Annotated in this window: 14 protein-coding genes; 2 read left to right on the top strand and 12 right to left on the bottom strand. The window is 64.9% G+C overall.

From position 1 onward, the window contains the following. Positions 1 to 113: 113 nt before the first annotated feature. Positions 114 to 659, bottom strand: a complete 546-nt coding sequence (locus EOA49_RS14555) for a YbhB/YbcL family Raf kinase inhibitor-like protein (protein ID WP_127240615.1) — start codon at positions 657 to 659, stop codon at positions 114 to 116. Between the two features lie 363 nt (positions 660 to 1,022). Between EOA49_RS14555 and EOA49_RS14550 the strand changes: the two genes are divergently transcribed. Continuing rightward, entirely contained in the window at positions 1,023 to 1,376 is a 354-nt protein-coding gene (locus EOA49_RS14550; protein ID WP_095824669.1) for a hypothetical protein, read from the top strand. Between the two features lie 241 nt (positions 1,377 to 1,617). On the opposite strand, the gene EOA49_RS14545 is transcribed toward EOA49_RS14550, so the two are convergent. After that, the gene (locus EOA49_RS14545) at positions 1,618 to 2,784 is read right to left on the bottom strand and encodes a PLP-dependent aminotransferase family protein (protein ID WP_206519900.1); all 1,167 of its coding nucleotides are present in this window, start codon (positions 2,782 to 2,784) and stop codon (positions 1,618 to 1,620) included. Between the two features lie 407 nt (positions 2,785 to 3,191). Between EOA49_RS14545 and EOA49_RS14540 the strand changes: the two genes are divergently transcribed. Continuing rightward, positions 3,192 to 3,506 carry a GYD domain-containing protein gene (locus EOA49_RS14540; protein WP_095824517.1) on the top strand — a complete coding sequence of 105 codons (315 nt, stop codon included), beginning with the start codon at positions 3,192 to 3,194 and terminating at the stop codon, positions 3,504 to 3,506. Between the two features lie 129 nt (positions 3,507 to 3,635). On the opposite strand, the gene EOA49_RS14535 is transcribed toward EOA49_RS14540, so the two are convergent. The 10 genes from EOA49_RS14535 to EOA49_RS14490 all read right to left on the bottom strand — a co-directional run bounded on the left by EOA49_RS14535 (position 3,636) and on the right by EOA49_RS14490 (position 12,172). Next, entirely contained in the window at positions 3,636 to 3,791 is a 156-nt protein-coding gene (locus EOA49_RS14535) for a DUF1127 domain-containing protein (protein ID WP_095824518.1), read from the bottom strand. 259 nt (positions 3,792 to 4,050) lie between these two features. Further along, positions 4,051 to 4,143, bottom strand: coding sequence for a putative RiPP precursor (locus EOA49_RS14530; RefSeq protein WP_127240617.1), 93 nt, complete (start codon positions 4,141 to 4,143; stop codon positions 4,051 to 4,053). 50 nt (positions 4,144 to 4,193) lie between these two features. Next, a complete protein-coding gene (locus tag EOA49_RS14525) occupies positions 4,194 to 5,426 on the bottom strand; it encodes an amidohydrolase family protein (RefSeq protein ID WP_127240618.1) in 1,233 nt (410 codons plus the stop codon). Positions 5,427 to 5,784: 358 nt separating this feature from the next. Continuing rightward, positions 5,785 to 6,240 carry a GFA family protein gene (locus EOA49_RS14520; protein ID WP_127216440.1) on the bottom strand — a complete coding sequence of 152 codons (456 nt, stop codon included), beginning with the start codon at positions 6,238 to 6,240 and terminating at the stop codon, positions 5,785 to 5,787. Between the two features lie 85 nt (positions 6,241 to 6,325). Beyond that, positions 6,326 to 6,877 carry an isochorismatase family protein gene (locus EOA49_RS14515; RefSeq protein ID WP_127240619.1) on the bottom strand — a complete coding sequence of 184 codons (552 nt, stop codon included), beginning with the start codon at positions 6,875 to 6,877 and terminating at the stop codon, positions 6,326 to 6,328. Between the two features lie 133 nt (positions 6,878 to 7,010). Next, positions 7,011 to 7,334, bottom strand: coding sequence for a hypothetical protein (locus tag EOA49_RS14510; RefSeq protein ID WP_127240620.1), 324 nt, complete (start codon positions 7,332 to 7,334; stop codon positions 7,011 to 7,013). Between the two features lie 279 nt (positions 7,335 to 7,613). Next, entirely contained in the window at positions 7,614 to 9,626 is a 2,013-nt protein-coding gene (locus EOA49_RS14505) for an amidase (protein ID WP_127240621.1), read from the bottom strand. 246 nt (positions 9,627 to 9,872) lie between these two features. Then, on the bottom strand, positions 9,873 to 10,250 hold the full coding sequence (locus tag EOA49_RS14500; RefSeq protein WP_206519898.1) for a hypothetical protein: 378 nt from the start codon (positions 10,248 to 10,250) through the stop codon (positions 9,873 to 9,875). Positions 10,251 to 10,319: 69 nt separating this feature from the next. Next, on the bottom strand, positions 10,320 to 10,658 hold the full coding sequence (locus EOA49_RS14495) for a hypothetical protein (protein WP_127240622.1): 339 nt from the start codon (positions 10,656 to 10,658) through the stop codon (positions 10,320 to 10,322). A gap of 23 nt (positions 10,659 to 10,681) precedes the next feature. Further along, positions 10,682 to 12,172 (bottom strand): WD40 repeat domain-containing protein, encoded by a 1,491-nt coding sequence (locus EOA49_RS14490; protein WP_127240623.1) that lies wholly within the window; start codon positions 12,170 to 12,172, stop codon positions 10,682 to 10,684. Positions 12,173 to 12,209 lie beyond the last annotated feature (37 nt).

The raw sequence follows: 12,209 nt of genomic DNA, 5'->3' as shown, positions 1-12,209 counted from the left end.
TCGGCGCGCATGATGCGCCAACTTGCCCTCTTATTGTTCTTCGGGCGTCGGCGCTACGCGCATCGACCCGCTTTGGCCTGCCGGCCATCTCCCCCCTCGAGGGGGGAGATCAGCTACCTCCCGTAGGTATACGTCACACTGGCCTCCGCCAGCGCCTGGCTCTTCGCCGCGACCGACACCATTTCGGGCGACGGATTTTCCGGCGTGCGCAGCTTCGCCTCACTCAGCGCATAGAGCGTGAAGACATAGTGGTGCGTGCCGCTGCCGGGCGGCGGACATGGGCCGAAATAGCCGGTGCGACCGACGCCGCCCATGCCGGACACCGTGCCCTTCGGCAGGCGCTTGCCGCCTTTGGAGCTGGCGCCTTCGGCGAGGCCCTTGGCGCTTGCCGGGATGTTCCAGGCAAGCCAATGCCAGAACCCCTTGCCGTCGTTGGCATCGGGATCGAACATGGTGAGCGCGTAGCTCCTGGTGCCCGCCGGCGGGTCCTTCCAGGCAAGCGCGATCGAGACGCTCTTGCCGCCGCATCCGGGCTTGTCGCCGAGATATTTTGCGTCCCACTTGTCGTTGGAAACCGACGGGCTGGAGATCTCGAAGGCGGATGCCTGAGTGGCGAAGGCAGCGAAGGCAAGTCCAATCAGGCTGAGGCGCGAAGTCATGGCTTCACTCCTTCTACTTGGATTGCCCAAAGTCTATCCGAAAGGCGCGCCGGAGCCGAGCAACTTTGCGTGACGGGTCGGCAGGCGCCGGAGCTGCCGATCTCCCTTACAAGGAGAGGATCCGGAGCACTGCGGATGACCAGTGTCACGCGCGGCGATGCGTGTATACTATCCCCCCTCTCGCCAACCCGGGCGACACGATTTGTCCTTGCCGGCCCTTCCTGAAAGTGCCGCCACGCGATCTGGCTGTTGGCTCAGAAAAACAGAGCTATGCGGTTCTTCACGAATTTTTTCAGCCGGAACATCCCCTGGAAAGCTCCGTTGGAAACTTAGTCAACGATGCAAACCAATGGAGATTTCCTGATGATGAAGAAGATTCTCGCAGCTTCCGTTCTTACCCTGGCGCTCGCGACCTCGGGCGCCATGGCTCAGACAGCCGGCGCGAGCGGCGACGCCAGCGGCAGCGTTTCGGGCGGCGTCTCGGGCACGACTGGCGGCGCCTCGGGCAGTGCGACGGGCGGTGCCACGGTCACCACGCCGACAACCCCTGGCACGGATACGACCACCACGAATTCCACGAATTCCATGAATTCCACGAATTCGACGAACCAGCCGGCCGGCATGCAGGATCGCTGCAAGGATACGGGCGCCAACGATACCGACAACAACACGGCCAGCGGCAATACGACCTCGAACATGCAGAACTGCAACAAGTAGGGCGGTTTCGATTCGCGCCGGATCGCCGACACAAAAAAGCCCCGCCGGTGGAAGCCGTCGGGGCCCTTTCGTTGAGGCCTTGAAGGTGGGACTTCGCTGCCTGCCGATCCAGGGGGTGTTGGATCGGCCGCGACCCTAGCCGAAGAATCGGCGGGGCTATAATCACGGCTGCGCACTACCAATCACGCCTGCGCGAGAAGGAGGTGATAGCCGGCTGTCGATCTCTCTTTGAGGGAATTGGCTACCTCAGCAGCTTCGCCAATCGCGGCACGCCCTCGCCCACCGCGCGGTCGTCGGCCAGCGTGAAGGACATGCGCAGCGTGTTGCGGCCAGTGCCGTCGGCGTAAAAGGCGTTGCCCGGCACGAAGGCGACGCGCGCCTCTTTTACCGAACGCGCCAGCAACGCGGTGGCGTCAGTGCCTTCGGGCAGCGTCAGCCAGACGAACATGCCGCCTTCCGGCCGGCTCCAGGAAATGCCGTCCGGCATGTTTTCCTCAAGCGCGCCGAGCAGCGCGTCGCGGCGACGGCGATAGGCACCGATCAGCTTCTCCACCTGGGCGTCGAAGATGGTCTCGGCAACGCGATGCATGACCATCTGGTTGATCGACGGGCTGTGCAGATCGGAGGCCTGTTTCATCAGCACCAGCTTTTCCACCACATGGCGCGGCGCGCAGACCCAGCCGACGCGCATGCCTGGCGACAGGATCTTGGAGAAGGAGCCGCAAAAGAGCGTGCGGGCATTGTCGATGCCGCCCGAGCGGGCACAATCCAGCGCCAGGATCGGCGGCACCGCCTCGCCGTAATAGCGCAGCGCCCGATAGGCGGCGTCCTCGATGACGGCGATGTCGAGCTCGCCGGCGAGGTCGAGCACCGCCTCGCGCTGCTTGCTATCCAGCGTGTTGCCGGTCGGGTTGGCGAAATCCGGCACCAGATAGGCGAATTTCACTTTGCCGCCGTTGCCCGCGGCTGCCGCGCGATAGGCCTCCGGCGTCATGTTGCCGCCGGCAATGTTCAGCCGGTCGTAACGCGGCTCGTAGGCGTTGAAGGCCTGCAGCGCGCCGAGATAGGTCGGCCAGGTGACCAGCGCGGTATCGCCCGGCGACAGAAACAGCTTGCCGAGATAGTCGAGCGCCTGCTGCGAGCCGGAGGTGATGAAGATGTTGCCCTCGTCGCATTGGATGCCGAGCCTGCCCATATAGCTGGCCAGCCATTTGCGCAGGGGCAGGAAACCTTCGCTGACCTGGTATTGCAGCGCGGCCCCCGCTTCCGCGCCGCCGAGCACGGCCTGATAGGCGTCGCCGATGGGCTCGGCCGGAAACAGCGAGGCATCGGGAATACCGCCGGCGAACGAGATGATGTCGGGCTGATCAAGCAGTTTGAGGAGCTCGCGGATTTCCGAGGCCTTCATGCGCGAGGAGCGCGAGGCCAGAAGATTCAACAAGGTCAAAGCGCACCTCCCGCAGTGCTTCGTTTCAGTAATTTAGGTCAGGTTGGTTGACCTATTATCAGGCCACGCCCGTCGCGTGAATACACAAAACGGCCATGGCGCATCGCTCTGACGACATTTGGCCCACAAATCTTCATGAATGCCGATGGAGATATCTGGCACCGACGGCGGTCCGCTCATCGCGGGATTGTCGTAATATTAGAATAGGCGCATATTGTCTGAAGCCGAAGCCGTGCTCCGGCTGAACCGCCTGTTGGCCATGGTGCCCGGGCGGTCCGTGACCAAGTCAAATGTCAGTGAAACAACAATCACCTCGGCTGCTCAAACCATTGAACAGCCTGAGGCAATGATATTTGGAGGAGATAGCCATGAAGGTCACCATACTGGCAAGTTACGAACCCCATGCCGCCAAAGGGCTGATGCAGGGATCGAACCGCGAAGCTGCAATCCAGGCGCTCTTTGAAAGCGTCGGCGGCAGGATGAGCAGCGTCATGTTCACGCGCGGCATTTACGACGTCGTCGTCAATGGCGAGGTGCCGGATCAGGTCGCCGGGATGGGCATGGCCCTTGCCGTGCGCGCGAGCGGCTCGTTGAGCGAGCTGGTCGTCCTCGAAGAACTCGACATGAAGGCGGTGCTCGAGGTCGCCAACAAGGCTGCCGGGGCCTACAAGCCCGCCGGCTGACGGCCTGGCCAGGCAGCAGGGACGGCGCGTTCGTCGTCCCGTGCTGCCGGCATCACGTCACCGCAGGCCGAGGCTTTGCTTATGCATGCCCTTATCCCCAAACCGCTCCGCACTTTGGGCAACAATGCATTAGAACGGCAATCGAATCTCGTCGTCCCGGGCCGTATCGGGCCATCCGATGTCCTTGCGGATCTCCGGCGGCAGTTCGTTCAGCTCGCGCGTCGTCCTGCGGCGCCTGCTCGCCTGCGCGAACGCGGCGCGAATTCGGTTAAGGCTCTTAAACATCGCAACCTCCACAAAGCAGCGGCAGAACTGGCGGCCGCCCTCCGGGCGCCGCTTTTGAGGTGCGTCTGTAACCAGGCGATTGCGCGCAGACGGTGAAATGCTTCACGAAGCCGGAGCGGCCTGAAACATTTGTGTGCGAATTAAATTGGGTTTCGACGTCGCGGCACTAGACTAGAGGCGAGTGCCAACAGGCGGCGCTGCCGGCAATAACGGGCGCACAATTGCTGATTGCCTTGTCCGCCAAGATAGGCGTCAGGTGTTAGTCCGTACCACCGGAAGGAAGTTGCTGCGCGGTCTGCGCCGAGAGCCGGCCTTTGCGGACGAACGTCGGCTTCGAATATTCTTTTTTCATGGCGAAATCTCCCCTGCCTCGCCGGAAAATGCGGTACGGCTATCGGACTGTCAAGCAGATGGCAGGCCGGTGAGGCCGGCCCGATCAACCACCTTCCCGTCCCTGACCACTTCCCTGCCCGCGCGATACACGGTCCGCTCCTTCGGCACGGCCACCACCGCTTCCGGCACATGCTCGGCCCTGAGCGCGACGAAATCGGCCTTGGCGCCGACGGCGATGCCATAGCCTTCGAGTCCTAGCGCCCTGGCGCCGGCATGGCTCACCACGTCGTAGGCGGCTTCCAGCTCGCGATCCTCGTAGAAGCCGGAGCGGTAGCCGATCATGTTGGCGCGGTTCAGCATGTCGCCATCGCCGTAGGGCCACCAGGAATCGCGGATGTTGTCGGAGCCGGCAAAGACCGTGACGCCCGCCTTGCGCAATGCCGCCACCGGCGGGAAAGGATGGTTGCCGGGCGCGTTGGTCATGATGGCGACGCCGGAGGCGGCGAGCAGCTCGCCGGCTTCGGCCAGCGCGTCGGCGGAAATGTCGCCCAGCGCATAGGCGTGGCTGACAGCGACTTTGCCTTGCATGCCCAGTGCCGTGGTCCGCGCGGCGATCTCCTCGATCTCGAACAGGCCGAGGGTGCCGCCGTCATGCAGGTGGATATCGATTCCGGCGCCGTGTTTTTCGGCAAGGCCGAAGACGACGTCGAGATGGCCCTTCACATCGCGGTCGAAGCTTGCCGGGTCCAGCCCGCCGATCAGATCGCAGCCGAGCTTCAAAGCCTCGTCCAGAAGCTCGGCGGTGCCGGGCGACGACTGGATGCCGCTTTGCGGGAAGGCGACGAGCTGGATGTCGATCAGCTCGCGATATTTTTCGCGCACGGCAAGGATCGTCTCGACATGTTTCAGCCCGACCGCGGCGTCGACCATGACGTGGCTGCGCATCGCAAGGCTGCCATTGCCGATGCAAAGCTCGAGCTGGTTTTTCGCGCGCTCTTCCATCGGCGCGGCCTGCTCGAGGTTCCGCATCTGGAAGGCGACCCGCTCGCGCACATCGAAGCCGTTGGTGCAGGGAATGTGCGAGCGCCAGGCATCGCCATAGAAGGAGGTGTCGAGATGGATGTGGCCCTCGACGAAGGCCGGCAGCACGAGCTGGCCGGCGAGATCGACGGCGCCTGGCGCCGCGCCGGCGGCATTGGCGGCGGGCGTGATGGCGTTGAAGCGGCCATCGGCAACGGTGAGGTCGGCCAGGGAGCCGTCGGCGAGTTTTGCGTTGAGAAAGCGGGGCAAGATGCAATCCATCAGCAATGATGCATCAGTCGTCGTCCCTCGGCCGGCAGAGGTCAATGCGGATCGGGATAGAAAGTGTTTCGCCCAAGTTCTCGGTCACCCGCGGTTGGCAGATCGCGCGTGCCCGATCGGCTGCGCCGCCGTTAACCTTAATTCCAAGCGGCGGTGGGGAAGTCCCTGCTCCCTGCCTATTCCGCTATCGCGGAAGTTTCGGCACGAGAAAAACATGCCATAGTCCAGGCTGCGGTACGAGGCCGCCTTGGTCGACGCGGACGCCCAAGCACATCCCCAACAATGTCGCCCCCAACGGCCGCGTCGACCTTGGTACTGAACGGCGATCTGACCCGGGTCGCCGTTTTGTTTTGGGCCATCAGGCCTGGGACTTGGCGTATTCCGCGACCAGCCCGTCATATTCCTCGAAGGCCGGCAGGGCCGCGTAGCTGTGCAGGGCGGGCGTCTCGGCCCATGGCAGCTTCTCGCTGGTCCAGGTCTCGACGAAAGGCGTGAACCAGGCGGGGTGGTCCAGCATGGTCGGGCGCAGGTTGACGAACCAGTCGAGCCCCTCCGGCCGGGTGAACATCCAGCTCATGCAGTAGCCGCAGAAATAGTGTTTCGAAGCGCCGTGCAGGCCGCCGATCACCGGCTCGCCCTTGGTGATCTCGAAGCCATCCGCGGGAATGGCGGCGCTCAGCGAATAAGCGCTCGACGACATCTTCTGGCAGCCGGTGCAATGGCAGGCCATGGTGAGCAGCGGCTTGGCGGAGATCCTGAGGCGCACGCGGCCGCAGCGGCAGCCACCTTCGGAGGGCAGGGAGGGGATTGGCATGAGCGCTCCTTGGTTGGTTTTCCCTTCTCATCCGTCGCCTTCGGCGACACGTTCTTCCCACAAGGAAGAAGGAGGAGCCAAGCCCTCAGCCCCCAATCAGCGCCGCGGTCGTCGTCAGCCGCGCGCCCTGCTCGGCGAAGGCTTTGTTGTGCCGGACGATGATGTCGGGCGCTTTCTCCTCCTCGGAATCGAGCGTCGAATGCGCATCCGAAACGACGGTGACGCCGAGGCCCTGGGCAAGAGCGCCTTTCACCGTGGCGGCGACGCAGAAATCGCTCTGCGCGCCGATGAGCACCACGTCGCGAACGCCCTGCCCCGCGACCCACTGCCCGAGCTCGGCGTTGGAGAAGGCATTGCCGACGCTCTTGCCGAAGGTCGGTTCGCCGGCCGCCTGGCCGAGCTGCGGCCATACCGGCCAGCCGGAAGCGCCCGGTGCCAGCGGATCGCCCGCCGGCCCGTCATGGCGCACGAAGGCCACCTTACGGCCCGTTTTCCGCGCCCAATCGATCAGTTTTCGCGCGCGCTCGGCAATGACGTCGGCATCATGGATCGGCGGATCGAAACGGCCGTCGAACATGCCGGTCTGGAGGTCGATGACGATCAGCGGAGCGGCGGCCGAGGGAGCGGTGTCTGGCATGGGCGCGAAGATAGCGGAGGTGGGGGGTGGGTCAAGCACGGGGACGAGCGTGGTCCCCGCCCTTGTGGCAGATCGACAGTTCGGCGCCGCTTGCCAGAGCTTGGGTTCAGGCCGTACGAGCTAGAGCATTCTGCTAGCGGTTCCTCAGAACATAGACGCTGCCAGCAAGGAGGCCCACGGCTATGGCGAACAACACGAGAGCAATAGCGATCCGCCAGGCAGGATTCATTGAGTGGCGACCCGGCAGCGACCTGCCGGCTTCGCGCAGTGTTCCAACGGCTACCTTAAGAATTTCCAGGGCGAGAACTACGCAGACCGCAGTAGTTGCGAAAGCCAGCAGCATCTTCGGTGCAGGTGGATGATTGTATAAACCGACGATGGACTCACCCAAGCGGTAAAGGGCGATGGGCGCATATCCCATGGCCGCGAAAAGGCCGCCGCCCACCGCAAAGTACATGGCCAGGCGCCAGAGCCAGTCTGAATGTCGCCTGCCGGCCGATTTCCGGGCCCGATAGTCGAGCGCCGCAAAGCAAAGGGTCCCAGCCGACCAGCAAAGTCCGATCCACCAATTCATGGATGTACTCTATTGTTCCGCTGGTTAGTTTGAGATTAAGGACGCCCGCCTCCTACAGGCACGGCACCGCTGCCGGAGCGCTCAATCTTCTTCCAGCACCCTCATCCGTCTCGGCGCTACCCGCCGATCCTCTTTCTCCCACAAGGGGAGAAGATAAGCGCCCTACCCAATCCCGCCGGTCACAACATAAGCCCCGCCAACTCGCCGATCCGGCAGCCTCACGATCGCCGTGACGATCGAGCCGTAGGCGCGGCGCCAGACGCTGTGGAAGCCCTGATGCGTCGCAGCCGGCACGACGGCCCGGCCGGTGTGGCGGTTGCCGCTTCCCTGCATGGCGACCGGTTCGCCGTTGACATGGACTTTCACGGCTGCATCCGGCCCGGCCTCGCCCGCGTCGATCTCCAGCGCGATCGCGATCTCATCCGTGTCGCCGGCATGGATTGTCTCGGCGGTGAGGGCCAGCATAAGCAGCGCTTCGCTGGGGCGACCCAATGTGCCCTCGCTCCGTTCAAACACATCATCGGCCAGCGGCGGCGTGCGTAGCGGGACGGTGCGGCGCTGGGTGGCGCGCTCGTAGCCGCCGGCCATCGTCAGCAGCGCCACGTCGTCATAGGCCTTGCCGGCGAAGGTCAAGCCCACCGGCATGCCGATGTCGGCCATGGTGCCCATCGGCGCCGTCACCGTCGGGATGCCGAGATGGCGCCAGACCAGATTGCCGTTGGCGACCCAGGTGCCGTTGCGCCAGGCAAGATCGGCGGAGGCCTCGTTGACATCCGCATCGGCCGGGCCGACATCGGCGACGGCCGGCAGCACCACGGCGTCGAGGCGGTTGGCGTCGAGCCAGTTCTCGAAGTCGATGCGGCGCGTCTCTTCCAGCCCCTTCAGCCCGTCCTCCATGGTGGGGATGGCCTCGAGCGGGCTCACCCCGTTCTTCGCCCGCTCGACATAGTCCGCCAGGTCGAAGCCGTCGTCGCCATAGCGGTCGGGCAGCGTACCCGGCGGCTGTGGAAAGATTTTCGGGCCATCGACCGTGGCAAGATCGGGAATCGCCGGATCAGCATTGGCGCGCAGGAAATCGTCCCACGACCAGATTGACAGGTCCCAGATCTCGCGGTTTGCAAATTCCTCCGGCACCAGGCCGCGATCAACCATAGAGCGCGCGCCCGGACGGTCGCGCTCATAGTTCGATACGACGGGGAAATCGACCTCGACCACCTCGGCGCCGAGCGCCTGCAGGTCATGCGCGGCCTGCCGCCAGAGCTCCAGCACAGAGGCGCGCGTCTCGATCGGCCGGTCGGCGCCGAGATCCTTGCCGATATACATTTTCGGCACGCCGAGCCGCTTGCCCTCGATCGCGCCTTGCAGGGGAAGCCCGGTATAGCTCGCCGGCCTCAGCGCTGATGCCTTCGGGATCGAAACCCAGGGCTGCACACGCCAGAAGTCGCCGCGCGTGTCATGGTCGTCGGCGACGATGACGTCGAGGAGCTCCAGCATGTCCGGCACGCTGCGCGTATGCGGCACCACCACATCCATGGTCGGCACCAGCGGCCAGTTGCCGCGTACCGAGATCACGCCGCGCGACGGCGTGTAGGCGACCAGCGCGTTGTTGGAGGCGGGCGCGCGGCCGGACGACCAGGTTTCTTCGCCGAGCCCGAAGGCGGCGAAGCTGGCGGCCGTCGCCGTGCCCGAGCCGTTCGACGAGCCGGAGGCGAAGGCAGCGGTGAGATAATCCTTGTTGTACGGGCTCTCGGCGCGACCATAGGCGCCGCGCTGCATGCCGCCATTGGCCATCGGCGGCATGTTGGTGAGGCCGATGAGCACCGCGCCCGCGGCGCGCAGCCGGGAGATCGTGAAGGCGTCCTCGCTAGCGATCAGATGCTCGAAGGCCGGCGAGCCGGCCGCGACCGTCAGGCCTTTCACCTTGTAGCTGTCCTTGGCGGTGTAGGGGATGCCGTCGAGCGGCCCAAGCGTTTTGCCCGCGCGGCGTCGGCGGTCGGAAGCTGCCGCCTCCTCGAACACCTTTGGATTGAGGATGGGCACGGCGTTCAGCGCTATGCCGTGGCGGTCGTAATGGGCGATGCGCCGCAGGTACGCGCCGGTGAGCTCGACGCTTGTGACTGTGCCGTCTTCCAACGCGCGGCGCAGGTCGGCGATCGAGGCTTCGACTATATTCACGGCTTGGCGAACCTCTTGTCAGCAATCACGCGTCCGGCGAAGGTTGGCTCGAAATTCGTAAGCCGCGATCCGTCACACCCCCCTCTGCCCTGCCGGGCATCTCCCCCGCAAGGAGGGAGATTGGATGTCGCGCAAGCTTTTGCCAAACCGCCGACGTTGCAGGGAGGGCCCCGTAGCCGATCTGCTGATCTCCAAAGGTCGGGGAGATGGCCGGCAAGCCAGAGGCGGCGCTGTCCTGCCGACAATTCAGACGATCGAAGAGGTGCTAGTTCGGTGTTTTGACTTGCGTTCGATCCACCAGTCGTTCTGCCAATCTTCATAGCCGAGAAGCGAGCCCTCCATCCGCTCGAGAGATTCGTTCCAGCCGGTTTTGGCGAACACTTTCGATAACAGCAGAAACGCGTCTATCCGCCACTCCTCCCCGGGGAGTGAGAAGAAGGCGCGCCGCCACCCTTGGAAGTCGGGGAAACGGGCGTGCTCGGCTTCGGTAAAGGGAGTATCGATGACATGACGCACCAACCGGCCCGAGCGCACAAACGGGTCGAAGCGAGCCAACGTTTCCGACAGCCATTCCGCCGGATAAGCGTCATGGAAGACTGCCAGCGGCTTGCGACCTTCCAGCATCAGCGGCAGCTCGAAATTCGTATGACCTCACGGATTGGATGCCAGGACTCGATGCGGTTGAGCCTTCGATCAAGCTCGCGAGGTGGAATGCATCGCGCCAAGTCGCTCGAGGTCGTCCGGGTCCAAATGCCATGAACCGGATAGCTGTGGACTGTCGCACGCCAGAACCGCGCGAAGCTCTTCCAGGTCTGAGACGCGAATTCGGGCTTCGGCGACCGCCGAACCGGTCGCAGGATCGATCTCCTGCAGGACAAAATAGATGGATTCGGCAGTGTTGCTCACATGGTGACGATGGCTGCTTGGACAATACTTGTACAGGCTTTCTTCAGACAGGCCACATTCCTTCGCTTGCCCCTCTGCCCTGTTGGGCATCTCCCCCGCAAAGGGCGGAGATTGGATGTCGCCCAAGCTGTCGCCAGTCTCCTACTTTGCTACTGCGGCGCGCCGGCGAACAGCACCGTGCCCTCCCCGCCTGCCGCCGGCCAATCGCGGATGGTGCGATCCATGCCGCCGGTCAAAAGCGTGCCGTCGGCGGCGAAGGCGACCGAGTAGATCGGCCCGGTGCCGGGGTCGAACTCGGCGATCTCGGCGCCCGTATCCATATTCCAGATCCGCGCCGTGCCGTCGAGCGAGGCGGAGCCGAGCCGTTTGCCGTCGGCCGATAAGGCGAGCGCATAGACGGTGCCGGAGTGGCCGTCGAAGCGGCGGACCTCCTTGAAGGTGTCGAGATCCCAGACTTTTATCGTGTAGTCGCCGCTGCCGGTCACCGCATGGTGGCCGTCGGCGAGGAAGACCGCGCCATAGGCGCCGCGCTCGTGGCCGTGCCAGCTGCGCAGCTGCTTGCCCGCAGGGATGTCCCAGAGCTTCAGTTCGCCGTCGATGCTGCCGGTGAGCGCCCTGGTGCCATCAGGCGAGATGGCGACGGAGCTCACCGACCAATCGTGGCCCGGCAGTACATGCAGCACCGTGCCCTTCTGCAAATCCCAGACGACGACGGAACCGGTGTCGTGGCCGCTGACGGCGAGCTTGCCGTCGGGGCTGATCTTCAGTTGCCGGACGCCGCCGTTCGCTCCGGACGAGAAGACATGCAGCACTGTGCCATCGGAAAGCTGGCGCAGCACGATCTCGCCGTCGTCGCCGGCGGTGAGCGCGCTTCTGCCGTCGGGCATGAAGAGCGCGCTGCGCGCCATGTCCTTGTGGACGCCGAGGTCGCGGATCAGCCGCTTGCCGTCGATATCCCAGAGCTTGATCATGCGATCGGTGCTGGCGCTCATGATCTGGTGGCCGTCGGCCGACACCGCCAGCCAGACGACGGCATCGCGGTGGCCTTCCGGCGCGGTCGGCTGGGCTGGGGGCGGTGGCTGAGGCGGCGCCAGCGTCTGCGGCGGCGTGGCCGGCGCCAGCGCGGTCTGCCGGGCCGGCGTGGTTGCAGGCTGCGCCGGTGCGGCGGGCGGCGGCGGAGCGGCCGCCGGCTCGGACGATGCGGCCGTGGGCGCCGGCGCGACAGGCGCAGAGGCCGGCTCGGTCCCAGGCTCCGCCGGAGCGAAGGCGACTTCCCTGGCCGGCGCGGCCGCATCGCCCCCTGTTTCCCGCCACCGGCCGAACTGGTCGGCGAGGATGACGACAAGGGCAATGAGCGGCACGGCAAGCGCGATGCGGCGCAGCCGCGGACGCCCGGCCGGCACGGTCGCAGCGTCGCGGCCGAACAGCGGCGCCGAAGGCTCATGCCTTGGCGCGCCCGGCAGCAGGCCGGCAAGGAACGAAAGCCCGGCCAGAATCGAAAGCATGCCCGCCGCGCCGAAGATCCCGGCGCTCGTCGTGGCCGGGGGCTTGCCCCCCAGCGCCAGATAGAGCTTGGCGAAGCAGGCGAAGCCGACGACGAGCATCGCCAGCGCCAACAGCCTGTCGGTCGATCTTTTCATCGGCATCCCCCAGGCGCCTCCACTCCAACTGGCGGAA

The sequence above is a fragment of the Mesorhizobium sp. M1A.F.Ca.IN.020.04.1.1 genome, assembly GCF_003997315.1.
Classification (GTDB): domain Bacteria; phylum Pseudomonadota; class Alphaproteobacteria; order Rhizobiales; family Rhizobiaceae; genus Mesorhizobium.
This window is presented reverse-complemented; position numbering and strand designations above follow the sequence as displayed.

Coding starts and splice junctions, on each gene's coding strand:
- EOA49_RS14520 (WP_127216440.1), bottom strand. CDS start 6,240: ATGCCAATCCCCTCCCTGCCCTCCGAAGGTGGCTGCCGCTGCGGCCGC.
- EOA49_RS14550 (WP_095824669.1), top strand. CDS start 1,023: ATGATGAAGAAGATTCTCGCAGCTTCCGTTCTTACCCTGGCGCTCGCG.
- EOA49_RS14515 (WP_127240619.1), bottom strand. CDS start 6,877: ATGCCAGACACCGCTCCCTCGGCCGCCGCTCCGCTGATCGTCATCGAC.
- EOA49_RS14535 (WP_095824518.1), bottom strand. CDS start 3,791: ATGTTTAAGAGCCTTAACCGAATTCGCGCCGCGTTCGCGCAGGCGAGC.
- EOA49_RS14540 (WP_095824517.1), top strand. CDS start 3,192: ATGAAGGTCACCATACTGGCAAGTTACGAACCCCATGCCGCCAAAGGG.
- EOA49_RS14490 (WP_127240623.1), bottom strand. CDS start 12,172: ATGAAAAGATCGACCGACAGGCTGTTGGCGCTGGCGATGCTCGTCGTC.
- EOA49_RS14555 (WP_127240615.1), bottom strand. CDS start 659: ATGACTTCGCGCCTCAGCCTGATTGGACTTGCCTTCGCTGCCTTCGCC.
- EOA49_RS14530 (WP_127240617.1), bottom strand. CDS start 4,143: ATGAAAAAAGAATATTCGAAGCCGACGTTCGTCCGCAAAGGCCGGCTC.
- EOA49_RS14500 (WP_206519898.1), bottom strand. CDS start 10,250: ATGCTGGAAGGTCGCAAGCCGCTGGCAGTCTTCCATGACGCTTATCCG.
- EOA49_RS14545 (WP_206519900.1), bottom strand. CDS start 2,784: ATGAAGGCCTCGGAAATCCGCGAGCTCCTCAAACTGCTTGATCAGCCC.
- EOA49_RS14525 (WP_127240618.1), bottom strand. CDS start 5,426: ATGGATTGCATCTTGCCCCGCTTTCTCAACGCAAAACTCGCCGACGGC.
- EOA49_RS14510 (WP_127240620.1), bottom strand. CDS start 7,334: ATGTACTTTGCGGTGGGCGGCGGCCTTTTCGCGGCCATGGGATATGCG.